Annotated in this window: 25 protein-coding genes; 17 read left to right on the forward strand and 8 right to left on the reverse strand. The window is 41.6% G+C overall.

Going from position 1 to position 24,939, the window contains the following annotated elements; genetic code table 11:
* The first annotated feature begins 83 nt into the window (after positions 1-83).
* The 13 genes from H6G14_RS22805 to H6G14_RS22865 all read left to right on the forward strand — a co-directional run bounded on the left by H6G14_RS22805 (position 84) and on the right by H6G14_RS22865 (position 11,082).
* Positions 84-2,618, forward strand: coding sequence for a CHAT domain-containing protein (locus H6G14_RS22805; RefSeq protein WP_190569900.1), 2,535 nt, complete (start codon positions 84-86; stop codon positions 2,616-2,618).
* Positions 2,593-2,910 (forward strand): type I restriction enzyme HsdR N-terminal domain-containing protein, encoded by a 318-nt coding sequence (locus H6G14_RS22810; RefSeq protein ID WP_190569902.1) that lies wholly within the window; start codon positions 2,593-2,595, stop codon positions 2,908-2,910. Before H6G14_RS22805 ends, H6G14_RS22810 begins: the two co-directional genes overlap by 26 nt.
* A gap of 114 nt (positions 2,911-3,024) precedes the next feature.
* Positions 3,025-3,603, forward strand: coding sequence for a Uma2 family endonuclease (locus H6G14_RS22815; RefSeq protein WP_199326256.1), 579 nt, complete (start codon positions 3,025-3,027; stop codon positions 3,601-3,603).
* A gap of 71 nt (positions 3,604-3,674) precedes the next feature.
* Positions 3,675-3,884, forward strand: coding sequence for a hypothetical protein (locus H6G14_RS22820; RefSeq protein ID WP_086691464.1), 210 nt, complete (start codon positions 3,675-3,677; stop codon positions 3,882-3,884).
* The gene (locus H6G14_RS22825) at positions 3,881-4,147 is read left to right on the forward strand and encodes a type II toxin-antitoxin system mRNA interferase toxin, RelE/StbE family (RefSeq protein WP_190569904.1); all 267 of its coding nucleotides are present in this window, start codon (positions 3,881-3,883) and stop codon (positions 4,145-4,147) included. The genes H6G14_RS22820 and H6G14_RS22825 overlap by 4 nt, the downstream gene beginning before the upstream one ends.
* Before the next feature lie 288 nt (positions 4,148-4,435).
* Positions 4,436-6,526, forward strand: a complete 2,091-nt coding sequence (locus H6G14_RS22830; protein WP_190569907.1) for a calcium-binding protein — start codon at positions 4,436-4,438, stop codon at positions 6,524-6,526.
* A gap of 485 nt (positions 6,527-7,011) precedes the next feature.
* A complete protein-coding gene (cysE, locus tag H6G14_RS22835) occupies positions 7,012-7,764 on the forward strand; it encodes a serine O-acetyltransferase (RefSeq protein ID WP_190569909.1) in 753 nt (250 codons plus the stop codon).
* A 2-nt stretch (positions 7,765-7,766) separates the two neighbouring features.
* Positions 7,767-8,006: an Asr1405/Asl0597 family protein gene (locus H6G14_RS22840; protein WP_190569911.1), complete on the forward strand. Its 240-nt coding sequence runs from the start codon at positions 7,767-7,769 to the stop codon at positions 8,004-8,006.
* A 196-nt stretch (positions 8,007-8,202) separates the two neighbouring features.
* Positions 8,203-8,406: a DUF2949 domain-containing protein gene (locus H6G14_RS22845; RefSeq protein ID WP_190569913.1), complete on the forward strand. Its 204-nt coding sequence runs from the start codon at positions 8,203-8,205 to the stop codon at positions 8,404-8,406.
* A 414-nt stretch (positions 8,407-8,820) separates the two neighbouring features.
* Positions 8,821-9,954, forward strand: a complete 1,134-nt coding sequence (gene nifV / locus H6G14_RS22850) for a homocitrate synthase (protein WP_190569915.1) — start codon at positions 8,821-8,823, stop codon at positions 9,952-9,954.
* Positions 9,941-10,228: a nitrogen fixation protein NifZ gene (locus tag H6G14_RS22855; RefSeq protein WP_010995580.1), complete on the forward strand. Its 288-nt coding sequence runs from the start codon at positions 9,941-9,943 to the stop codon at positions 10,226-10,228. Before nifV ends, H6G14_RS22855 begins: the two co-directional genes overlap by 14 nt.
* On the forward strand, positions 10,203-10,406 hold the full coding sequence (gene nifT / locus H6G14_RS22860; RefSeq protein WP_010995581.1) for a putative nitrogen fixation protein NifT: 204 nt from the start codon (positions 10,203-10,205) through the stop codon (positions 10,404-10,406). The genes H6G14_RS22855 and nifT overlap by 26 nt, the downstream gene beginning before the upstream one ends.
* Before the next feature lie 109 nt (positions 10,407-10,515).
* The gene (locus H6G14_RS22865) at positions 10,516-11,082 is read left to right on the forward strand and encodes a (2Fe-2S) ferredoxin domain-containing protein (protein ID WP_190569917.1); all 567 of its coding nucleotides are present in this window, start codon (positions 10,516-10,518) and stop codon (positions 11,080-11,082) included.
* A gap of 52 nt (positions 11,083-11,134) precedes the next feature.
* Here the strand turns inward: H6G14_RS22865 and H6G14_RS22870 are convergent, their stop codons facing one another.
* From H6G14_RS22870 to H6G14_RS22880, 3 genes are all read right to left on the reverse strand, one after another.
* Positions 11,135-11,506: a hypothetical protein gene (locus H6G14_RS22870; RefSeq protein ID WP_190569919.1), complete on the reverse strand. Its 372-nt coding sequence runs from the start codon at positions 11,504-11,506 to the stop codon at positions 11,135-11,137.
* A gap of 201 nt (positions 11,507-11,707) precedes the next feature.
* On the reverse strand, positions 11,708-11,971 hold the full coding sequence (locus tag H6G14_RS22875) for a hypothetical protein (RefSeq protein WP_190569920.1): 264 nt from the start codon (positions 11,969-11,971) through the stop codon (positions 11,708-11,710).
* Positions 11,972-12,155: 184 nt separating this feature from the next.
* Positions 12,156-13,766: a mechanosensitive ion channel family protein gene (locus H6G14_RS22880; protein ID WP_190569922.1), complete on the reverse strand. Its 1,611-nt coding sequence runs from the start codon at positions 13,764-13,766 to the stop codon at positions 12,156-12,158.
* 389 nt (positions 13,767-14,155) lie between these two features.
* On the opposite strand from H6G14_RS22880, the gene ahcY reads away from it, so the two are divergent.
* On the forward strand, positions 14,156-15,433 hold the full coding sequence (gene ahcY, locus H6G14_RS22885) for an adenosylhomocysteinase (RefSeq protein WP_190569924.1): 1,278 nt from the start codon (positions 14,156-14,158) through the stop codon (positions 15,431-15,433).
* A gap of 120 nt (positions 15,434-15,553) precedes the next feature.
* On the opposite strand, the gene H6G14_RS22890 is transcribed toward ahcY, so the two are convergent.
* From H6G14_RS22890 to H6G14_RS22905, 4 genes are all read right to left on the reverse strand, one after another.
* Complete coding sequence (locus tag H6G14_RS22890) at positions 15,554-16,285, reverse strand: hypothetical protein (protein ID WP_190569926.1); 732 nt, start codon at positions 16,283-16,285, stop codon at positions 15,554-15,556.
* 237 nt (positions 16,286-16,522) lie between these two features.
* On the reverse strand, positions 16,523-17,131 hold the full coding sequence (leuD, locus tag H6G14_RS22895; RefSeq protein ID WP_190569928.1) for a 3-isopropylmalate dehydratase small subunit: 609 nt from the start codon (positions 17,129-17,131) through the stop codon (positions 16,523-16,525).
* Positions 17,132-17,520: 389 nt separating this feature from the next.
* Complete coding sequence (gene leuC / locus H6G14_RS22900; protein WP_190569929.1) at positions 17,521-18,924, reverse strand: 3-isopropylmalate dehydratase large subunit; 1,404 nt, start codon at positions 18,922-18,924, stop codon at positions 17,521-17,523.
* A 173-nt stretch (positions 18,925-19,097) separates the two neighbouring features.
* A complete protein-coding gene (locus H6G14_RS22905; RefSeq protein WP_190569931.1) occupies positions 19,098-19,907 on the reverse strand; it encodes an SDR family oxidoreductase in 810 nt (269 codons plus the stop codon).
* A 162-nt stretch (positions 19,908-20,069) separates the two neighbouring features.
* Between H6G14_RS22905 and H6G14_RS22910 the strand changes: the two genes are divergently transcribed.
* A complete protein-coding gene (locus tag H6G14_RS22910; protein WP_190569933.1) occupies positions 20,070-21,038 on the forward strand; it encodes a 50S ribosomal protein L11 methyltransferase in 969 nt (322 codons plus the stop codon).
* Positions 21,039-21,457: 419 nt separating this feature from the next.
* On the opposite strand, the gene H6G14_RS22915 is transcribed toward H6G14_RS22910, so the two are convergent.
* Positions 21,458-21,868 carry a heavy metal-responsive transcriptional regulator gene (locus H6G14_RS22915; protein WP_190569935.1) on the reverse strand — a complete coding sequence of 137 codons (411 nt, stop codon included), beginning with the start codon at positions 21,866-21,868 and terminating at the stop codon, positions 21,458-21,460.
* A 573-nt stretch (positions 21,869-22,441) separates the two neighbouring features.
* Here H6G14_RS22915 and H6G14_RS22920 point away from each other — a divergent pair.
* A complete protein-coding gene (locus tag H6G14_RS22920; protein WP_190569937.1) occupies positions 22,442-23,923 on the forward strand; it encodes a calcium-binding protein in 1,482 nt (493 codons plus the stop codon).
* 409 nt (positions 23,924-24,332) lie between these two features.
* The gene (locus H6G14_RS22925) at positions 24,333-24,869 is read left to right on the forward strand and encodes a hypothetical protein (protein ID WP_242053512.1); all 537 of its coding nucleotides are present in this window, start codon (positions 24,333-24,335) and stop codon (positions 24,867-24,869) included.
* Positions 24,870-24,939 lie beyond the last annotated feature (70 nt).

The raw sequence follows: 24,939 nt of genomic DNA on the forward strand, positions 1-24,939 counted from the left end.
TTTAGGGGAAAGACTTAATTTATTTTGAATTTTGTAGCTTTAGCTTACCGTAGGGTATTTTGAATTTTGAATTGTCAACATTTATGCGGCGAGTTTTTACTTTTCTGCTTTGTGCCTTACTAGGTATGGGCTTTACTCTTATACCCCAATGGCATCAAGTCCAAGCTTCAATTTCTCAATCATCCCCACTCTCCACTCCCCAACTAATTCAACAAGGCAGAGAACTATACCAAGCAGAACAATATACCCAAGCTGTGGATGTTTGGCGAGCTGCACTGAAAGCCGAAACCAATATATTGTCCCAGGCAATGTTGTTAAATTACCTTTCCCTGGCTTATCAAGAATTGGGACAGTGGCAACAGGCAAATGAGACAATTAACTCTAGCCTTAATCTCATACAACAATCAAAACAGACAACTCCACAAGCCAAACTCATCCTCGCTCAAGCTCTTAATACTCAAGGAAGTTGGCAACTAGCTCAAGGTAAAGCCGAACAAGCCCTCAACACTTGGCAACAGGCGACAGCAATATATACTACAGCAGGAAATGTACAGGGTAAAATTGGCAGCTTAATTAATCAAGCCCAGGCCCAACAAGCTTTAGGGCTTTACCTCCAAGCTCGTAAAACTCTAGCTGGAGTGGAACAAGGACTACAACAACAGCCAAATCAACAATTGCAAATTACAGGGCTGCGTAGTCTGGGAAATATCTTCAGATTGGTAGGCGCTCTAGACGATTCTCGCAGGGTTTTGCAGCAAAGTTTGGAGATGATTAGTAAAGGTAGCGTATCAAAATCAGAACTAAGTCCAACCTTACTCAGCTTGGGTAATACAGCTGATGCCCAAGGCGATAAAAAAGCGGCATTAACATATTATGAACAAGCGGCGGCAAATACGACTGTTACCTTAACGCAGATTCAAGCACAAATCAATCAACTGAACATATTAATAGCAACTGGACAAGGCAAGGAAGCTGAAAATCTAGGGAAACAAATTCAGCCCAAGTTGACTAACTTATCTCCCAGTCGTCAAACGATTTACGCCAGCATTAACTTGGCAAAAAGTTTGATGAAATTGACTAGTGAGGGAGTAGACGAATCTGCTAAACTACTAGCCACAGCCATTAAACAAGCCCAAAACTTGAGCGATCGCCAAGCTGAATCCTATGCTTTAGGTTATCTCGCTGGACTCTATGAACAAACTCAACAGTGGTCAAACGCTCAAGAATTAACTCAACAGGCTTTGCAACTGGCGCAAGCCATTAATGCCCCAGAAATAGCCTATCAGTGGCAATGGCAATTAGGACGTATATTAAAAGCCCAAGGCGCAATCAAGCCTGCAACATCCGCCTATGAGGTAGCCTTCACCACCTTGAAATCTCTGCGGAGTGATTTGGTAGCAATTAACAGTGATATTCAATTTTCTTTTCGTGAAACTGTCGAGCCTGTATATCGTGAATATGTAGAATTACTATTGAATCCTGGTGAAAACTCAGAACCTAGTCAGCAGCAACTCAAACAAGCTAGGCAAGTCATCGAATCACTACAACTAGCCGAACTTGACAACTTTTTTCGCTCTGCTTGTCTCCAAGGTCAAATAGTCCCAATTGAGCAGATTCAACAGTCAGAAGCCGCAATCATTTATCCAATTATTCTGCCAGACAGGTTAGAAGTAATTGTCAGTTTACCCCAGCAGACCCTACGCCACTACGCCACCAAAATAAGTCAACGTGAAATCGAAGAAGTTCTAGACCAACTCAGACAAAATTTAGAAAAGCCTTTCACCACACCAGAGGGAAAAGTTTTATCTGCAAAAGTTTATGACTGGTTGATTCGGCCACTAGAAACACAACTGTCTCAAACTCAAGTACAAACATTAGTGTTTGTCTTAGATGGTTCTTTGCGGAACGTGCCAATGGCAGCTTTATTTGACGGCAAACAGTATTTAATTGAAAAATACAGTGTGGCACTCACACCTGGATTGGAGTTATTAGGCCCCCGGCCTTTGCGCCAAAGTCAACTCAAAACCTTAGTTGCAGGACTGACAGAAGCACGCCACGGATTTAATTCCCTCCCCAATGTGGGTGATGAATTAAAAGCAATTGAATCAGAAGTACCTAGTCAAGTCCTCCTGAATCAAACCTTTACCAGTGCAGCCTTACAACAGCAGATAGACTCTCTACCGTTTTCCATCGTGCATTTAGCAACACACGGTCAATTTAGTTCCAATGTTGATGAAACTTTTGTCCTGGCTTGGGATAAACCAGTCAAAGTTAATGAATTAAAAGACTTACTGTATAACAGAAACCAAAATAGACCTGAGCCGATAGAATTACTTGTTCTCAGTGCTTGTGAAACCGCCGACGGAGACAAACGAGCCGCTTTAGGACTAGCTGGGGTAGCCATTCAAGCAGGCGCGCGCAGTACCCTAGCTTCCCTTTGGAGTTTAGACGATGAATCTGGCGCTCGTCTCATTGGTCAATTTTATAAAGAGTTAGCAACTAAGCAGGTAACAAAGGCAGAAGCACTGCGCCAAGCCCAACTCTTCCTATTAAAAGACCCCGATTATAGGCATCCTATACATTGGGCATCTTATGTATTATTGGGAAATTGGCTTTAAGGCTTTAAGTGCGATCGCTATTAGACAATTAAAAAAAATTTATACCGTTTGTTTGGTGCGCCAAAAGGCGATTAAGCTAACGCCAGAGGAGGCAATTCGGCAACTATATTTGCGGGTTTTGCGCGATCGTTTACACTATCCCCTCAGTCGTATTCAGGTTGAGTATGGGGTGAACTTTAGGCGAGAAGTGAAACGGGCAGACATCGTGGTGATGGACAAAGACCGTCCTAACACAGTCTACATACTTGTAGAGCTAAAAAAGCCAAAACTCAACATTAAAACTAAAATCTAAACAACTGCTAGAAATTGCAAAAACAGGAGTAGAACGGGCGATTGAAAATGATGAAGCAACAGCAACGACTTGTATAAACCAGCAACTTGAAGCCTTGGGGGTAAGACTAACGTGATGATGCAGGCTGAAGCAAAGAAAATCCATACAACCGAAGAGTATCTCGATTTCGAGGTAAATTCAGATATTCGGCATGAGTATATCAATGGAGAAATAATCCCTATGACTGGCGGTACTCCCGAACATAATGAAATTGCCAGTATTCTTAATGCCGCCTTAAGAGTCAGTTTGAAAGGTAAACCCTACAGTATTTTTGTAGCGGATCAACGGCTTTGGATTCCTGAACGCAAGCTTTATACCTACCCGGATGTCATGGTTGTCCCCCGCCCACTTGAACGTCAACCGGGACGAACTGATACGATTACTAACCCAGTGATGATCGCCGAAGTGCTTTCAAAATCAACCAAAAGCTACGATAGGGATGAAAAATTTTCAGCGTATCGTACCATTCCCACATTTCAAGAATATTTATTAATTGATCAATATACTGCTCATGTTGAGCAATACTCTAAAACAGACTCTCACAAATGGATCTTTACTGAATATGACGATCCAGAATCGTATATTTCACTCTCATCGATTCCCTTTGAAATTCGTTTAGCAGATATCTATGAAAGTGTTGAATTTGAGCCATAGTAGAAATTGCTAAAACAGCAGTATAACGGGCGATAGAGACTGATGAAGTGACTTAATTTAATGGAGGCATAATGTCTGAGATTACCCTAAACCCAGAACAACTCAAGGAAATATTGAAAAGCGCGATCGTCGAATTGATTCGTGATAACCGTGAGGAAGTCTCGGAATTTTTGGCAGAAATTATTGAAGATATAGCAATGGAACGTGCGATCGCAGAAGGTGAAACCACGGAACTAGTTAGCCGCGACTCCATCTTTCAACTTTTGGAGCCGAAATCGTGAAGGTCGAGTTTAGAAAAAGCTTTGAAAAGGATCTGGGTAAGATTCAAGATGCAGACTTACTCCTGAAAATTAAAACTGTCATAGAACAAGTGGAAACGGCTGAAAGTCTCTCGGAAATCAGCAACATCAAAAAACTTAAAGCAGATGGGAATTACTACCGTATTCGAGTTGGTGACTATCGAATTGGCTTTGCTGAAGACGAAAATATGATTACCTTTGTTCGTGTATTACATCGCAAGGAAATATATCGATATTTTCCATAGTGAATGAATAATACTGGAAGTTGCTAAAACAGCAGTAGAACGGGCAGCAGAAACCGATGAAGCGATCGCCTTAACTTGGATGAACCAGCAACTTGACTGTAGGTGCGGCTGAACCAGGAAATTTTTTCTCTTTTATTTTTCAAAACACTGCATAAACCCAAAAACCTCAACGTGTAACTCAGCAAGGAGTTCAAAAGCTAACGCCAAACTCCATTACACATTGACAACGAGGCTGATTACCTCGCTTGGGTTATCAGTTGAATTTGAAAAATTACAGGAGAAATGACAATGCCTAACTACACTGGCGACAATAACAAAAATATCTTCGCAGCACCTAATGACGGTCTAGCCTGGACAATCTCCGGCATGGGAGGAGATGACATCCTAACTGGTGGAAGTCAAAACGACACAATTGAAGGTAACGAAGGTAAAGATACCATCAATGGTGGGGCTGGTTTCGATATCCTCAAAGGCGGTGATGGTGATGATATTTTAATTGATACAGAGGGTAATATCGATGGCGGTGCGGGTACTGATACTCTCCGGGCAGACTACAGCAGGTATGACAATGGTGCTGGTGTTCATGTCGGTTATTTAGGACAAGCTCAGATTTTCAGTCGCTTGACTGGTACTGGCATACTTGGTTACAGCAATATTGAAAAGTTTGAGATTACCGGGACAAAATACGCAGATATTCTCCAAGGCGGTATTAGCAATGACATCCTTAGAGGTGGAGCTGGTAATGATGAACTGAGTGGTGGTGCTGGTAATGATACCCTTGATGGCGGCACTGGTTTCGATATCCTCAAAGGCGGTGATGGTGATGATATTTTGATCGATACAGAGGGTAATATCGATGGCGGTGCAGGTACTGATACTCTCCGGGCAGACTATAGTCAGTTAGATAATGGTGCTGGTGTTCACGTCGGTTATTTAGGACAAACTCAGATTTTCAGCCGCTTGACTGGTAATGGCATACTTGGTTACAGCAATATTGAAAAGTTTGAGATTACCGGGACAAAATACGCAGATGTTCTCCAAGGCGGCGTTGGCAATGACGTTCTCAGAGGTGGTGCTGGCAATGATGAACTGAGTGGTGGTGCTGGCAACGATACCCTTGATGGTGGCACTGGTTACGATACCCTCAATGGTGGTGATGGTGACGATATTTTGATCGATACAGAGGGTAATATTAATGGTGGCGCAGGTACTGACACTCTGCGGGCAGACTACAGCAAGTATGACAATGGTGCTGGTATTCATGTCAGTCCTTTTGGAGTAAATCAGATTTTCAGTCGCTTGACTGGCACGGGCATACTTAATTACACCAATATTGAAAAATTTGAAATCACCGGGACGAATTACGCAGATATTCTCCAAGGCGTTACTGGTAATGACATTCTCAAAGGTGGAGGCGGTAATGATGGCTTTTATGGTGGCGCTGGTAACGATACTCTCGATGGTGGTCTTGGCTATGACAACGTTGTTTATAACGGTAATTATGCAGATTATGGTATCTCTTTCCTGAGCAATGGTGATTTGCAAGTCATTGACAATAACCTCACCAATGGTAATGAAGGTACTGACATCCTCCGGGGTGTAGAAGTCATCGACTTTCTACAAAATGGGACTTCTGTCGCAGTGGTCACGGGTACTGCTGGTAATGATGTATTGACTGCACCAAACAACTCGTCATTCATCTTTGGTGGTGGCGGTAACGACACTATAAATGGTGCAACCGGTAATGATACCCTGGATGGTAGCACTGGGGATGATAGATTAATTGGTGGCGCTGGCAACGATACTTTGATTGGTGGTGCTGGTGTTGATACTGCCATTTATGGGGGAAATTATGCGGATTATGGTATCTCTTTCCTGAGTAATGGTGATTTGCAAATCATTGACAAGAACTTTACCAATGGAAATGACGGTACTGATATTCTCAGGGGTGTAGAAGTCATCAACTTTGCACAAGGCGAAACTTATGCAGTTGTCACAGGTACTACTGCTAATAATGTACTGACTGCATCAAGCAATTCGTCATTCATCTTCGGCGGTGGCGGTAACGACACGATTACTGGTGGCGCTGGCAATGATACTTTAGTCGGCGGGCTTGGTGCTGACACCCTCACAGGTGGACTTGGGGCTGATAAATTTGTCTTTAACTCTCTTTCTGAAGGAATTGATGTGATCAAAGACTTTTCTTGGCAACAAGGAGATAAGATTCAAATTCTCGGCTCTAGTTTTGGTGCAACTTCGACTGATCAGTTCAGCTTTGACCAGAATACAGGTGGTTTATTCTTTAACGCCCAGCAATTTGCAACTCTTGAGAACAAACCTGCTGGTTTCTTGACAAATGCTGACATCCAAATTGTTTAGAACTTTTTACCCGACTTGAGATCCCCTCTTTAGATCCCCGACTTCTTAGAGAAGTCGGGGATCTATAAATAAAATGAAGAATTTGGTTTTTTAAGTGCCAAAATTATAAGATAGTTATAGTGACTGGGAATACAGAAAATTTATTTATAGTCCTGTCTACTGTATATTCCAGGGTAGCTGAGTACAGCTTAATATATTGCAAAATATCAGGCTCAAATCGTATCAAAGTCTTACATATTAAGTTATTTGTAGCGAGTACAAAAATTCTGAACCCCTCGTCTAAAAATACTAGTACCCTGCACACAAAATACTAGTACCTATATCCCAAGAGAATTTTTAAGTTTATTGAAATTCCGGTTTGTAGCGGTTGAGTACAAGCTTAATTAATCCAATAAATCCAATCGGCATTTAATGTACTGTCTGCTTTGGAGCAATCTGATATAAGCAGGAAAATAGCACACGGCTCTTTTAACCAGATAGTACTGATGCAACAATCCTTAGACGGTATCGAGAATCCACCTGATTCAACACATACATCCTTGGTGAAAAATCTACTCTCTGGCGTTTTTCTAGAGCCATTGTTGAGTGATTTTCTGATTATTTTTGAACGCGACCCGGCGGCGCGTAATTGGTTGGAGGTAATATTCTGTTACCCTGGACTGCACGCGATTTGTTTGCACCGTTTTGCTCATTGGTTGCACCGTCGTGGGGTGGTTTTCTTCCCACGCTTAATTTCTCACTTGGCTAGGTTTCTCACAGGAATTGAGATTCACCCAGGTGCAGTGATTGGTAAAGGTGTGTTTATCGACCACGGGATGGGCGTTGTCATTGGTGAAACGGCGATTGTGGGAGATTATGCCCTAATTTATCAAGGGGTGACTCTGGGCGGTACTGGGAAGGAAAGTGGTAAGCGTCATCCCACCGTTGGAAATCATGTGGTTGTGGGTTCGGGGGCGAAGGTGTTGGGGAATATTCAAATTGGCGATCGCGTGCGGATTGGCGCTGGTTCGGTTGTGTTGCGCGATGTTCCTGATGATTGCACAGTTGTGGGCATTCCTGGGCGGATTATCACCCACAAGCCTAAGACTAATCTCTCGCCCCTGGAACATGGAAAGTTACCTGATGTGGAAGCAGATGTGATTCGTTCTTTGCTGACACGCATCGAACAACTGGAACAAAAACTGCAAACCCTGGCAAATCAGGCAAAGGAATCAGAACTGTTGACGAAAGATAAGTAATTATGTTACCACCTTGTAGTTCTCAAGTGTTGCAGATACCGTTGTGCGATCGCTGGCAGATTTATCACCGATTGCAAGAGTTGATGATCCCTTGTTCCTGTCATACCGACGGTTCGTTACGGGTGCAAATAAATAGTTGGCTGACTGCAATTTTAGTCCGCAGTACTGTGATGCAATTTCTAGCTCCTCGTCAAGAATTAATAGACTGGCTAGAGCGTTGCTGGCATTGCAACCATCATTAGCAAAAGTCATATGTTTTTTCATCTATTCTCAAATATTTAATCAATTGAGTCTCAGGACTAAATTATGATGCAACGATGATTTTCACGAATATACATCAGTTAATTGTCCTGACACCATTGATTATGAAAAAAATCAGTTCACCAAAAACCACAATTTCATGATTTCCCAAATTTTCTCCATTATCTATTTGCATATATGATGATCACTACTGACAACAAAGATATAGAATTATTCAATTTTTTATATAATGAACTTGAGCTATCCGAGAAAGATATGGCTTTGGCATTGAAATACAGAGAGTTTGATAATGGGCCTCTACCGATGCTCCTCTGGCAATATGGGCTAGTCAACTTAGAGCAGCTAGAGCAAATTTTAGATTGGTTATATAACGAAATTTAGATATATTTTCTTCTAGAAAGTAATATAGTTATCAACTTTAAATGATATTTAATAGTATTTATCTATAGATATAAAATGCCGAAAAGATTTTTTATGTATCAGGGAGTATTGTAGATTATTTCGCTTATTTGCTAATATCTATGTCTCTTGATTATTAATTATGAAGATTCGCGTATTTTTTACAAAATTATTCTTAAATGATACATAAATTTAGTTCTCTGTCATACAGATATATTGTTATTGTTTAGTTAATATTTAGAAATCATGAAGATGAATTATTAAAGACGAGAGTTTATAGCATTTACCATTCTTCCTGCAAGGTGAAAAACAGGGATTTATCACTACTAGTGATTGCAGAAAAAAACTCTCAACCTAAAAAGAATATTAAGAAAATTCCTAAGAGGGACGCTTGAGATGAATAAAGTTCTCATTAATGACACTACATTACGTGATGGCGAACAAGCCGCAGGTGTTGTTTTTACCTTAGAAGAGAAAGTGGCGATCGCTAAATTTCTCGATACCATCGGCGTACCCGAATTAGAAGTGGGGATTCCGGCGATGGGTGAGGAAGAAATGCGGGCAATTTGCGCCATTTCTAACTTGGGTTTAAAAGCTAAACTCCTGGCGTGGAACCGCGCCGTAATCTCAGATATCAAAGCTTCTGTTGCTTGCGGGATGGAGCGGGTGCATATTGCAATCCCCGTTTCCGGGATTCAAATCGCCGCAAAATTCCACGGACAATGGCGGGTAAGTCTGCAAAGACTCAAAGATTGTATCAGCTTCGCAGTTGATCAAGGTCTTTGGGTAGCAGTCGGGGGGGAAGATTCCTCTAGAGCTGATGAAAACTTCCTCTTGGATGTAGCACTATACGCTCAAGAATGGGGTGCATCTCGATTCCGCTTCTGTGACACCGTAGGAGTCCTCGATCCTTTCACCACCTACGGAAAAGTGAAGCTACTTGTCTCAGCTTTAACAATTCCCGTAGAAGTCCATACTCACAATGATTTTGGTATGGCGACAGCTAACGCTCTCGCAGGAATTAAAGCTGGAGCTACATCTGTCAATACTACCGTGATTGGGTTGGGTGAAAGAGCAGGTAACGCCGCCTTAGAAGAAGTCGTCATGGCTATCAAACGCATCTATGGCGTAGATATGGGGATTGACACGCCCCGTTTGTTGGAATTGTCCCAACTGGTAGCAGCCGCCTCTGGTGCTAACGTACCACCTTGGAAGGCGATCGTTGGTGAAAATACCTTTGCTCACGAATCAGGTATTCATGCACATGGTGTACTGCAAAATCCTGATACCTATGAACCATTCGCACCTGAAGAGGTCGGTTGGGAACGCCGCTTAGTCGTAGGTAAGCATTCTGGCAGACATTCAGTCTCCAACTTGCTAGAACAGCACGGGATTTTTTTGAACCCAGAAGAAACCCAGTCTGTTTTAGATGCAGTGCGCCAACAGTCAGTTAAGAAAAAACGCAGTTTGACTACAGAAGAACTGTTGAACTTGGTCAAAGAACAGAGGTATTCTCATGCAGCGCGATGAAAACGAGTTAGAGTCAGAACCCGTTTATGAGATCGGCGAAAAAGTCAGACTTCGTAAACAAATTAAAAACGATGGCACATTTCCAGGCAGAGACCTTGGGGAAATCTTAGCGAAAAAAGGAGAAATTGGTTACGTATCTAGTATAGGTACTTTCTTACAACGTTCCTATATTTATGCCGTGCATTTTTTGGAAAAAGGAATCATCGTTGGTTGTCGAGAAAAAGAACTAGAATCTGCCGAGGAAAACCATGAAAGTGATGTTAAGAGTGAATGATGCCGGTAACTTAACGGTCTATGTTCCTAAAAAAGATTTAGAAGAAGTAGTAGTCAAACAAACAGATGGTGCTGGAGGTAAAATTCTGACTCTGGCTAATGGTTGGGAATTAGAATTTCGGGAAATACCAGATGTAGCTAATTTACCCAAAACATTAGAAGCTAAAAAACTAGAATAAATAGTTCGTGATTTTTTCAGCCACATGAAAATCTAGATTCCCGATTTCTTTGAAAATTCGGGAATCTATAACTCAACCATGCTCGTAATTTTATTTTGAGTAACTAATCATGGGTGACAAATTTCTGACGTTATCAGAGTTTAATCTTGAGGGTAATTTTTTGGGCTTTGCTGGTAAGAAACCCAGAAAAATTAAATATTTAAGTTTGGCAGTTCCCTCCGGTGATGTGTTAGTTAAACTACCGAAAAAATTACGTGGTTGTTTGAGTTCATCTTTAGAAATAGGTGAACCGATTAATATTTATGGAACCTGTAAGTTAAACAGATATACAGGCACAATTAAACTGAAAGCTTATCAAGTAATACCATTTACTTCTAACCCGGATCAAAGTTTACCATCACCACCACCAGCTAAAATTATGGTGTGCCAAAAATCTGGTTGTGTTAAACGCGGTGGTGATGGATTATTGTCGGAATTAGAAAAAACTTTGTGCGATCGCGGTTTACTCGACAAGGTGACTATAGAACACACTGGTTGTCAAAAACGCTGTAGCAGCGCCCCTAACTGTGTTCTCATGTTGGGTAAGAAAAAATACAAGAAAATCCATCCAGAGGCGATCGCTTCTCTGCTAGAAAATTATTTAACTGGTGATCATCCCTGTCACGCAGAGGATTAGTAGTCTACAACTATTGACTGTTGACTGTTGACTGTTGACTGTTGACTGTTGACTACAAGCCTACCAATTCTCGTGACTCAAAATCTGTGAGTTGTTGGGCAATTTTCAATCTGGCTTCTAGTTTAGCTACACTGAATTGGTTACGCAGATATTCTAAGTGAGCGATCGCATTGGCTTTCTCTCCAGTTAGCTGCATGAGTGTGTCCATCGCCTTTTGATATTCCTGATTCACCAGCAGGACTTCAAAACGACGCGCCCGGCGTTGAGCATCGTTTTTTAAGTCCATCTCAAAAGCAGCGACACGATCTGCGTTACCTTCAAAGCGGTTAATTTGTTGCTGTACAGCCATCAACTGTGAGTCTACTTCATTCACTCTTTGGGCTGCTTGAGCGATCGCCGATGGATAATGATTTAATGGCATCATCAAAAAAATCTTCCTCAAAAAATACTTTTCCCTAGATACCCGACTTCTTTAAGAAGTCGGGTATCTGTGTACTAGTCCGTCAAGCTAACTTTGCAAGTTTAATTAGAAACAAAAAATCTCCTTCTCCCCCTGCTTCCCCTGCTCCTCTGCTTCCCTGCTCCCCTGCTTACCTTAGCCTAGCAATTTTGGGTTGGTGAACTACTAAGCCGCCTCTCTCATGGATGTTGAAATAGTTACCTCTGGAAACGGTAGCGAGAGTTGTTCAGCTTGAGGTACAGCAGCTTCTTCTAAAACCTGAATTTCAATATTTACACTCACCAAATAACTACCTGTATCAGCACCAACTGCTTCGGCGATTAATTTGGCAAATTCTGGACGTTTCGCAGTCAGTGGATCACGTAAAATGCAACGATCCCATTCGTGCTTGGCAGTTGGATTTAAGTTAAGAATGTAGTGCTTGATCATATTACACTGCACTAGGCTTTTTGGACGCTACATATCTATTATAGTACTATTGTACTATGATGACAAGTTTTAGGGTTGGGTTGAGGAACGTAGGCGCAGCCTTCTCGTAGAGTAACCCAACATTCTTGCCACTTTGTTGGGTTTCGCTATCGCTCAACCCAATCCCAGTCCCCAGTCCTCATTATTAGCTAGCCTTACCGTTCTCCTGAGGATGCGGTAGCTGATTTTCGTTTACCCAGATGGCTTGTTGAGGTACAGGAATAAAAATACCGGCTTTGTCGAAGGCAATTTTCAGGCGGCGGCGGTATTCTCTGGCTACATCCCATTGTTTGAGGGGTTGTGTTTTAATCCAGACGCGAATAATCAAACCGCGATCGCCAAAGTTATCGATTCCCAATACTTGCGGTGTTTCGATAATTTGTCTTTGCCAAAGGGGGTCTTGATCCATTTTTAAAGCTACATCCCTAATCAACTTTAAGGCTTGGTCAATATCAGCCTGATAATCTACAGGAATGGTTAAATCGGCTCTTGACCAGCGACTAGAGAGATTGGCGACAATTTTAATTTCACTGTTGGGAATTGTAATTAAGCGCCCTTCGGAGTCGCGTACCTGAGTCATTCGCAAATTGAGATTTTCGACCAAGCCGCCAACATTGCCGACATTAATCACGTCACCCAAAGCATACTGGTCTTCTAGGATAATCAAAAAGCCATTAATCGCATCTTTAATTAAGTTTTGGGAAGCCAAGGACACAGCCACACCGATTAAACTTGCACCAGCTAGTAAAGGCACAATATCTATACCCAAGGCTACCAGCGCCATCAAAATTCCCACTCCCACACAGACGATAGTGGCAATACTTTTGGTAACACCGGAAAATGTAGAAACACGCAGTTGCATCCGTTCTGAGGCTTCAGGCGTTAGTAAAGCACCACTACTGATGAGAGTGGTAGTAAAGCGGTCAATTAGCGCATAGGTCAAACGAATCGCTACATAAGTTCCTACTCCTACCACAGCTAATCGTAAAGGAATCTGGGCTGCTGTGAGAATAGCTACTTGAAAGCTGCGGGTGTAGGGAAATAAACCCAAGATGATCAAATTTCCACTTCCCCAAATTCCCGCCTGGGTGAATTGAAACAGCCGTCTTTTGACTTCTTGCAGATGTTGATGTTGCTGTTGATTTAATTGAGTTGTAATCTGTTTGGCAACTGGTGGTGAGGGAACATTCGATTGTACACCATGCCTCAAGGCGCGGCGTTGCCAGTGTGTTGTACCCCAACTGGCGATAATCATAGCCAAGGCGATCGCTCCTGCAATTTTCGCTTGGTCGATAATAAATTGAGTTTGCCGTTCTCGTCTGGCTCGTTGTAAGTCTTGCTTTAACGACTCTTTAATACTTTCGGCTAATGTAAACGCATCTCCCTCTCCCAAATTAGCATCCTGGGAAGTAATGGTCATTAAGTAGCGATCATTGACGTAAATTACTGGTAATCCGTTGAGTGTGCGGACTTGGATATCTGCTTCTGTGGCAGATGAACGCACATAATCTTGAGTGATTTCTTGCAAATTCTGCTCAATATTGTCTCTACGTTCTGCAAGATTGGTTTTGGTTGCTGCTATCTGAAATAAACGGCGACCATCCAAATACACCCAGTCCGATACAATTCTACTATCTGATTCGTTGCTGATACTACTTGGTAGTTGTGGTAAAAACGGTATCTGGGCTGTAGCTTTTGGCATAGAGACAACGGTGATAGCCATTGACCCAGCGATCGCCAAAATGTGAAATAGCACTCCAACACCTCCTGATAATTCGTAATTTTGACAGTTTCCTTAGCTATCCTCCACAATGAGCATCAGTAATTGTACCTATCTAAAGTTGAGTTTCTGCTTTTAAGCGTTCTGAAAATTTGGATTTTTTATATCTTTAGATGGATGACAATTAAGTTCATCTACTCATGGATCTAATTAAGCAAAGCATTGATAATACTTTTACCAAAAATAAAGTTAAAAGGAAAAAGCTGGACATAACGTTGACATTAAGCATGGTAAACGTCAAGCTAGTCCAGAGAACCATTGACTAGGTTTTTGGTAATTACCCCCAAAAATTATTAGTCGTGGAATAATTGAATAAAGTGCGTAAAGTATGTACGTAGCTTTTTTTACTTTTTGAGGAACTTTTGATGACCGCAACTTCTCCCCGATTAAAGCACGAGGTTAAAGACCTCGCCCTCGCTCCCTTGGGAAGACAGCGTATTGAATGGGCTGGACGGGAAATGCCGGTATTGCGGCAAATCCGCGATCGCTTTGCCCAAGAAAAACCCTTTGCTGGACTTCGCCTTGTGGCTTGCGCCCACATCACCACAGAAACAGCACATTTGGCGATCGCCTTAAAAGCTGGTGGTGCAGACGCTGTATTGATTGCTAGTAACCCTTTATCAACTCAAGATGACGTAGCTGCTAGCCTCGTCTTGGATCACGAAATCCCAGTATTTGCTCAAAAAGGCGAAGATAACGCCACCTACAATCGCCACGTCCAAATAGCTTTAGATCATCGCCCCAATATCATCATTGATGATGGTAGTGATGTAGTGGCAACTTTGGTACAAGAACGCCAACATCAAATCGCTGATTTGATTGGTACCACTGAAGAAACTACCACCGGTATTGTCCGTTTACGCGCCATGTTCAAAGATGGCGTTCTCACCTTCCCCGCCGTCAACGTTAACGACGCAGACACCAAGCACTTCTTTGATAACCGCTATGGTACTGGTCAATCTACCTTAGACGGGATTATCCGCGCTACAAATATTTTGTTAGCTGGTAAGAACGTTGTTGTTGTCGGTTACGGCTGGTGTGGTAAAGGTACAGCCCTGCGCGCCCGTGGTATGGGTGCAAACGTCATCGTTACCGAAATCGACCCCATCAAGGCAATTGAAGCCGTTATGGATGGTTTCCGCGTCCTACCAATGGCGGAAGCTGCACCCCAAGGTGATATCTTTATCACTGTGACTGGTAACAAGCACGTCGTTCGGGGTGAACACTTCGATGTAATGAAAGACGGTGCGATCGTTTGTAACTCTGGTCACTTTGATTTGGAACTTGATTTAAAATACTTGGCTGCTAACGCTAAGGAAATCAAGGAAGTTCGTCCTTTCACCGAAGAATATAAATTGACAAACGGTAAATCCGTCGTCGTTCTCGGACAAGGACGTTTGATTAACCTAGCTGCGGCTGAAGGACACCCAAGCGCAGTTATGGATATGAGTTTTGCTAACCAAGCTTTAGCTTGTGAATACCTGGTAAAAAATAAAGGTAAGTTAGCACCTGGTTTACACTCGATTCCTGTTGAAGTTGATCAAGAAATTGCTCGCTTGAAGTTGCAAGCAATGGGTATTTACATCGATACTTTGACTCCTGAGCAAATTGAATACATCAATTCTTGGACTAGTGGAACTTGATGTTAGTTAATTAAGTGTTTTTTTGGGATAAGCAGTTTTGCTTATCCTTTTTTTTACTTTATAAATAACCTCTTACACAAATATTGAATATATCTATTGGGAAACCCCTTAAGTTTGAACCTACTTTTCAGATATATGAATTTTTAGATTAATAGTTTCTTGCAAACTGCCTAAGTAAGTTAGCAACCCATAGATAAAAGTTACAATTCCAGTCATTTCTAGGAATTCCTCAATCACTATGCCAATTATGGTTATTGTACCAAGCCGACCAAAATATTCTCTTAAAAGCCCTCCTACCATTTCCATACCCAAGGTTCCGCTTATATAAAAAGTTGCAGCAAGGAGAAATAAATATTGAGTTTTTTTGGGTAAATTCAGGAAAAAATTAAAATATTTAAATATAAAAAATATAACCGCAGGTATTCCAAATATAACCCAGGTCTGAAAAAATATTGGGCTGAAATTGAATGCTTCTCGTAGTGATGGAATAATCAATATTTCGTGAAAGCTAAATGCTTCATCTAGACTGAGAAAGAGAAATATTAAAGATAGATTTTTCCAATAAATAGAATATTTATCTATCTTTTTGCTAGTAGCAATTACAGCCAACAATCCCGAAGAAAATAATAACATGAATGATGAATACCAAGCAGGAATATTTAACTCCTCATCAAGGCTAAAGAGTTTGTAAAACCATTTTGAGCTTGGAAATGGGAAATTGGAAACTAGAAAATAAGCGCTGATAGTGCCAGTTAGGGCAAGACATAAAATAATAATAATTAAACGTTGCGTAATTTTTTTAGCAGAGAAATCAATTGTTAAATCAACATCACGGGAAGATAGCTGTGGCATATAAATCTTTTAGCGATATTCTGAAAATTGACTAAAAATTTACACCCGGATAATTTTCTTAAATGAGAAATAATATCTGTATAAAGTAGCCTTCGTTCTATTTTGAAGGCTGCCTTTATTAAGGGAATATTCGTTGTAGCCTTTTCCTGCGGAGGCGATCGCACCTGATAATATGGCTGTGTTTACGCCATATTATCAGGACAATTATTTACGCCGATTTACCAAAATTTCTGGAGCCTAACCCGCAGCCAGTTTACCCCAACTCACATAAGGTAACTTAGCAGCTGTTACCCGGACTTGCTCGGTGTTCGCCACTAACTGACCGCAAGCATCCCAAGCACCAGTAATAAAGGTGCTTCTGGTTCCTTCACTAATGGAGACTGGCGCGGTGAAATCACCAACTTGCACTTGTAAGGTTTCTAAATTGATGCTGACATTTGCTTGAGGATTCGCGGCTACTAACTCTTGCAATTGTTTAACGATCGCTTCATCAGCAGTGACACAAGGTACACCTATAGCTACGCAATTACCGAAGAAAATTTCCGCAAAGCTTTCACCAATCACCGCTTGAATCCCCCATTTAGAAAGGGCTTGCGGTGCGTGTTCCCGTGAAGAACCACAGCCAAAGTTGCGGTTAACTATGAGGATATTTGCGTCTTGATACTGCGGTTGGTCAAAAGGATGCTCTCCTTTCAAAGCTGTGCGGTCATCAATAAACGCGCCTTCACGTAACCCATCAAAAGTAATGGCTTTGAGATAACGAGCCGGAATAATGCGATCGGTATCAATATCATTACCCACTAAAGGTATACCACGCCCTGTAACTTCTTTAACTTCACTGACCATGATTGTAATTTTTAACTAAGGGACTTCCAGATCAAAAAATATTCAAAATGTAGGGTGCGTCAGTATGAACAATTTCTGAGTATAGTTAGGTTCTATGGCACTGACGCACCCTACGAAACTGACCATAATTGTAATTTTTAACTAAATAACGCCGTGTGCAACTTTTTTTCAAACCTAACCCCCAACCCCTTCCCTACAAGGGAAGGGGAGCAAGAATTAAAGCCTTTCTCCTTGCAGGGGAGAGGTACTCTACGAGAAGCGCTGTACGCTCTATGGAGAGGGGTTTCAAGAATAAGTTGCACATCGCGTCAAATAATTGCCTGTAATGAGTAAGGAGTAATGAGTAATGAGCTTTTTTTTATTTTGAATTAATTCATCCCCCTACACCCCTACAACAACTCCCGCACATCCGCAACTTCACCCTGAATCGCCGCCGTAGCAACCATCGCCGGACTCATTAACAAAGTGCGACCGGAGGCTGATCCTTGTCTTCCTTTAAAGTTGCGGTTGGAGGAGGAAGCGCTAATTTGTCTACCTTCCAGCTTGTCGGGGTTCATGGCTAGACACATAGAACATCCAGGTTCGCGCCATTCAAAGCCTGCTGCTTCAAAGATTTTATCTAAACCTTCAGCTTCGGCAGCTTTTTTCACTCGTTCGGAACCAGGAACCACAAAAGCCTTAACTCCTGCGGCGACACGGCGACCTTTGGCAATTTTCGCAGCTTCTTGCAGGTCACTGAGTCGTCCGTTAGTGCAGCTACCGATAAAGCAAACATCAATTTTGGTTCCCTTAATCGGTTGACCGGGATATAGATCCATGTAACGGTATGCTTCTTCAGCTACAAAGCGGTCTTCTTCTAATAGTTCTTCTGGCTGAGGAATCAACTGATTCACACCAATACCTTGACCAGGGGTAATTCCCCAAGTAACAGTCGGGGGAATATCCGCAGCGTTGAATACTATTACATCATCGTATTCAGCATCAGCATCACTCTTGATGGATTCCCACCAAGCCACGGCTTTTTCCCAGTCAGCGCCTTGGGGGGCAAAGTCTCTACCTTGGAGATAATCGTAGGTAACTTGATCAGGATTGACATAACCGCATCTAGCACCACCCTCAATGGCCATATTGCAGACAGTCATCCGTTCTTCCATATTCATTTGCTCAAAGGTTGTACCCGCATATTCGTAGGCATAACCTACACCACCTTTCACTCCCAAGGTGCGGATGATATGCAGGATGACATCTTTGGCATAAACCCCAGGGTTGAGTGCGCCGTTAACTTCAATTTTACGGACTTTGAGTTTAGACAAAGATAGGGTTTGGGAGGCGAGAATGTCCCGCACTTGGCTAGTACCGATACCAAAAGCGATCGCCCCAAAAGCCCCATGACTTGAAGTGTGGCTATCACCACAAGCGATCGTCATTCCCGGTTGTGTCAGTCCCAGTTCTGGCGCAATCACATGAACTATACCTTGATTGCCAGAACCAATGTTATAAAAAGTAATGTTATTTTCTTGACAATTCTGCTCTAGCGCTTGGATCATTTCCTCCGCCAAGCGATCGACAAAGGGACGCGCCTGATTCTCTGTAGGTACAATGTGATCTACAGTAGCCACAGTCCTCTCAGGAAATAGTACCTTTAAACCTCGTTCCCGTAACATAGCAAAGGCTTGTGGACTAGTAACCTCATGGACTAGGTGCAACCCAATAAATAGCTGTGTTAGCCCTGAAGGAAGTGTACCAACAGTGTGTAAGTCCCAAACTTTATCAAACAGGGTGCCTTTGCTCATACGTCTATCGTTAAATAACGAGTCAGAGTTTTTATAGTATCAAAAAAAGTCTACTATTAATATTTTCGTGAATGAAAACTCCGCCTTACTTCTGCGCCTTCCTTAGCGCCCCTCAGCGTTTAAAAACACTACAAAGAGCATGGAAAACAGTGGAGTTTAGTTTGATACTACTATCAGGTGGAAGTTGTTTTGCGAATGGTGGCAGCAACAATACGATCAACAAACCCTGGTACAATCAGCTTTGCCCAAGGGATTACCTTTCCTTTCAAGGTCATAATGTGTTCTCGTTTACGCCGCTCCATCGCCCACATAATTTGACGCACACACTCGTCTACTGACATATTGCCTTGAGTTTCATCACGGGGACTTTTGCCTAATGGTTTTCCATCTGCTCCCAAGGCTCGTTGTCGGATATCAGTGGCCACAAACCCTGGTGAGACAACCAATACATCCACCCCTGTTGAGTGCAATTCAATCCGCAACGTATCAAAAAAGCCTTGCATAGCGTGTTTACTGGCAACATAACCTGTACGAGTGGGTACACCTGTTTTGCCACAAATTGAAGAAATAGCCACTAATTGTCCTTGGCTTGCTTTCAGGTAAGGTAGGGCATAATGAGTACAATACACCGCACCCAGATAGTTAACTTGCATTACCTGCTCAAAAATAGAGATATCTGTCACTTCATCAAAGCGGGTTAGCATTCCAATGCCGGCATTATTAATTAAGATATCAATCTGCCCAAACGTGGCGATCGCTCTTTCTATCAACTGTTGGCAAGCTTCTGCTTGAGTTACATCTGTCGGTACTGCAATCACTTTCCCTGAATAGTTTGTGCAAGCAGTTATTGTCTGTTCTAATGCTTCTGGATTGCGAGCAGCCAAGACTAAATTTGCACCCTGTTGGGACAACGAAGTTGCCAGCATTCGGCCAATTCCCGCCGATGCACCTGTGAGAACAATGGTTTTATTTCTAAAGCTCATAAGCGGTGTTTCCAGTCGGAACATCGCTTATTTTAGATTTTTATGTGTCAATCTGCTCTTAATAAAATGTGACAAAGAAAAAGTAAAATGTCTGAGTGGGGGATAGAAACTCTCACCGATGCAGAGGTTTAACAGTCAACAGTTACGCTAAGGGAAGACAGTATGTCTTGGATGGAATTGAGCCTAGATACAACACACGAAGGAGTTGACTGGGTTTGTACGCTAGTGGCTCAAACTATTGATATTAAGGATGTTTACATCACAGAATATACTGACCAAGCGGAATCAGTCACAGACAATGCTAGCCATCCTAGTTGGGCGTTTACGATTAACTTATACTTAGCTTGTGATGCCTATTTACGCACACGTATAGACAAAATTTTGCATCTGCTTTCCCCCTTAGAGCGTACTGGAATCGCTACAGCAATTCAAACCAATATAGTTGAGGATAAACTCACTAACGCAAATATACTCAAGCCCGTCATTCATCGCATTGGCAAACGCTTTGTCGTGCTGCCTCCTGATGTACCTTACCAATTAGAAACACCAGACCAAGTAAGTTTGAGACTGAATAAAAGCTTCTCTTTTGGTAGCGGGTTTCATCCAGCCACCATTCTTAGTCTCAAATTAATTGAGAAATATGTCCTTCCTGGGATGAATACCCTAGATTTGGGTTCAGGTTCAGGTATTCTGAGTGTGGCAATGGCGAAATTAGGTGCAACTGTTTTAGCGCTAGATAACGATAGTCTTGCTGTGCAAGCAACTCAGGATGCTGTCCTGTGTAATGACGTTGAGCAGCAAGTAACAGTCATGGCTGGGAGTCTAGGATCTGGTAGTGATTTGGGACATTGGATGAACCAGGAAACTATAGATCATGTACCAACAATTAAGCCGGCAAAAAGCTTTGACCTCATAGTTGCCAATATCCTGGCGCGAGTCCATGTTGCTCTCGCTCATGATTTCCAGAATGCTTTACGTCAAACAGATGCACATCAGGGACTATTGATTGCATCCGGCTTTACCGTTGACCATGAAGAAAATGTGACCACAGCTTTCACCCAGGCAGGCTTAGAGTTAGTTGATTGTGAGCGATTAAATGAGTGGGTTGCATTTGCCTATCGCTTGGTGTAGCTAGTTTTAGAATGTTCTGATTCCCTAAGTCCCAATTTCTTTATTTTGAATGATTCATGCACTATCGAACGTACGTAACCTCCGGTGTATCAATCAATTTAGACGACAATTCTGGATGATATTTCTGTTTTAAAATTGGCATTTCTTGCCAACATTTTCGACAAAAAAAGTAAACTTCACGACTGCGAATATGCCGTAAAAGCTGATGAGAGCAGCAAGGACAATTATTCATGATGTTTTAAATTTATAAAAAAGAAATTTTAAAAGATGTATAGTTATGTAACTAATAATTTAGTTGCATAACCATACCAAATGATTATGTCTTGGCTCAAGAATATCTTCCGTATAATCACTTAAATAAATATAAAGTTTTCTAACGCATAGGAGACTTTAAAATCTACAACGAAAAGAATCTCTAATTAATGTTCAATAATTGGGCAAATAGTCGTAGGAGAATTATCAGGCTTGATTTCCCAGCCAGACAGTAATCCTGATAGTTCTTGCCTCAAAATTAGTAATTGCTGAATTTGTTCATCAATAGCTTTTACTTTATCTTCTAGTTTAATTTTGATATGCTCGCAAGGTAACTGTCCTCTATCGTGGACATTTAGGAATTCCTTGATTTCTGACAGGCTTAGTCCTAAACTTTGAGCGCGTTTAATAAAGTGTAGTCGCGCCAAAACATCAGAGTTAAATAATCTAAATCCTCCCTCGGTTCTTCCTGATGATGTGAGTAGACCAAGTTCTTCATAGTAGCGGATAGTTTTAATTGGTACGCCGCTTTCTTTGGCAACTACGCCAATTTGTTTTGCTTCTGTTTGGGCTAACATACTTACCAAACCTGTAGTCAGATATGATTGCTGATTTTATCCTAAACTCTCCAGTCTACTAGAGAGTCAAGGGGAGCCATTTGCGTGGGCGGTGAGTGCAGCCACACGTGCGGTATGAAGCGCCAGGTGGACTTCCATAGCTGTTTAAATGCACATTAGCTTATGCGAATAATTATGAACTAAAACACGTCAAGCTTATATTTTGTCGTTTCTAAATCTGCTAAATTCTGTAACAAATGACTTGTTGCGGAATTCATTTCCAACTTGATAGCGTTACCAAATTGACACCAGAATATTTTTTTATCAGAGATAAATTGACACGATTATAGAAATTTTGATGTTAAAGTTTATAGCTCATTAATTGAGAAGAAACTGTATGAGCTATATCTAATTTTCCGTGGGAATGATGAAGCGATCGCTAGAAAATCAAAAATATAGAATATCAGAAAAACTCTGTTGCAGGGCTTTATTTTTAATGAATCCGTATTAAATTGTTAACCTAATTCTGATATTTTAAAGAAGATTTACAAATATTTGTATTTCTCAACTGAAATTTAAAGGAAAAATAGCGACGTGTATAACACCATTATTGGCACACCATCTAATGATCGGCTCGTTGGTACTGTGTTTGACGATCTAATAGTTGCTTTGCAAGGAGATGATCAAATCATTGGTAGTCTAGGCAATGATTTCATAGTTGGGGATACAGGAACTGATACTGTTGACTACAGTGAACTAGGTCAAGCTGTTACTTTACAAGCAACGGGTATTGTTCAAAAAGGCAGAGTTGGAACAGACACACTCAATGGGATTGAAACTATAATTGGTGCAAAAGGACAAGTCAATACAATAGACGCTTCCACCACCACAGGTTCTACTACATCAGTTAGCGTTGATCTTCGGGCTAACAGTCTGATAGTGAATGGAGTTCCCACCATTGGGACATTGAATTTCACGGTGCAGAAATTTGTGAATGTTATCGGTACTGCACAAAACGATAGCATTATTGGTGATGACAACAATAACCTGCTAATTGGTGGTCAAGGTAACGACGAAATTTTTGGACGCAACGGTAATGACACCGTACAAGGTGGTGCTGGTGATGATGTAATTGGTGGAGGGAGTAAAAATAATCTTGCAACTTCCCGACTGGGTGATGGTAACGATATCGTACAAGGCGAGGGTGGTAATGATACCCTGATTGGCGGTACTGGTAACGACACCCTTGATGGTGGTACTGACCTTGATACAGCCGACTATAGTAATTTAGGTACTGCGATCGCCTTACAAGCGGTTGGTATTATCAATAAAGGTGCAGCAGGTACAGATCAAATCCTCAATATTGAAACTATCATCGGTGCAAGAGGTCAAGCTAACACCATTGACGGTTCTACCGGTACTAGTACAACCACATCATTTAACGTCAATCTCTCTACTAATAGTCTCATCGTTAACGGTGTTCCAGTCTTAGGAACACTGAACTTTAATGTTCAAAACTTTGTTAACGTCACTGGTACTTCCCAAGCTGACACCATAGTTGGTAATAACCAAAGCAACTTATTGATTGGTGGTAGAGGCAATGATCAAATCTCTGGTCTTGGTGGTAAAGATACCATCATCGGCGTTGATCCTAACAGTCTCCAACCAGGTATTAATGAAGTAGACACCCTAACCGGGGGTGCAGATCCTGATAAATTCGTCTTAGGAGATGCGAAAAATCCTTACTATGTAGGTGGTGGAGGTTTTGCAGGTTTGAATGACTTTGCTTTGATTACTGATTTTCAAACTGGTCAGGATCAAATCCAACTCAAAAAGCTAGACGGTTATATCTTCGGCAGTAATTATATTGCGATCGCCAGTCCATTCCTATTAGACAGCAGCAAAGCCTTCGATGATTCTCTATTAGTTGCGACTGCAAATCAGATTGTGAAAGCCAATGGTGTCTACGATGCTTCTAGTCAGAGTGATTTGACATCCTCTTCTATATTTGCTCGTTTTGATATCATTTCCATCTTTTCCACTAGCTACAGCCTCAGCGACATCCATTTTGTCTAGAAAGACAACAGACAAAAAAATTGCCATCATTACTAATTCGTAATTAACGTGAGTCTCCAATGGAGGCGCACGTTAATTAGAGACTCAAGAGCGATAAGATTTGGAAACAAAATATATATTTCAGTAATTGCAATCATATTTGTATGATGATTGATGGAGATTGATACTCCCCACCACATCGGCGGATGGGGAGTATCAACCTTAGAGATATAGCCTTAAAATGCTCAGAAAAAATGCCATTTTAGGCTTACCAATATTTCAGCCTTTAATGCGATCGCTAATCTGATATTAGTGAGCAAGTGAGTAAGAACTACAGTCTCAACTATACTAAGGTGCAATCCGAGCTTAAAGAAACTTCTCAGCATTGTGGCTCAAATTCACCTTATGCTAAAGCCCGAAGGAGAAAAATATGATGAAAAGCCGTATGTACCGCCTTGGGTTGTTAAAAGCTCTGACTCTAACTTTATTATTGTTGTCATCTGCCTTCGTCCCGAATGTTCTAGCAAACCAAAGCAGAAAGCCTGCTAATTGGGATGGCACAACAACACTCCAAACTATACTGTCAAGCTCTCATCGCCAGAGCGAAAATCGACAAAGGGATCAGTACCGTCATCCTGCACAAACTTTGTCATTCTTTGGCTTACGACCAGACATGACAGTAGTTGAATTATGGCCGGGAAGTGGTTGGTATACTGAGATATTAGCTCCATATCTGGCAGCTAAAGGAAAACTAATCGTGACTAACTTCGCCCCAAACGACAGTAAAATACCAACAGCAGTTTTCCAGCAGAAGTTAGCTACAGCTTTTCAACAGAAGTTAGAAGCTAACAAAGAAGTGTTTGGCAAGGTGAAAGTTGCCCTAATTAATCCACCACAGGAACTAACTTTAGCTCCAGATAACTCTAGGACTTACGCATTGACAAAAAATTTCATTCATGTGTACTAAGCAACACAAGTATGGGTAAGATTTTCTACAATGTAATCACGCAAAACTAAAGTGAATAAGTTCCTTTGCA

The organism is Nostoc parmelioides FACHB-3921 (assembly GCF_014696625.1).
Lineage (GTDB): Bacteria > Cyanobacteriota > Cyanobacteriia > Cyanobacteriales > Nostocaceae > Trichormus > Trichormus parmelioides.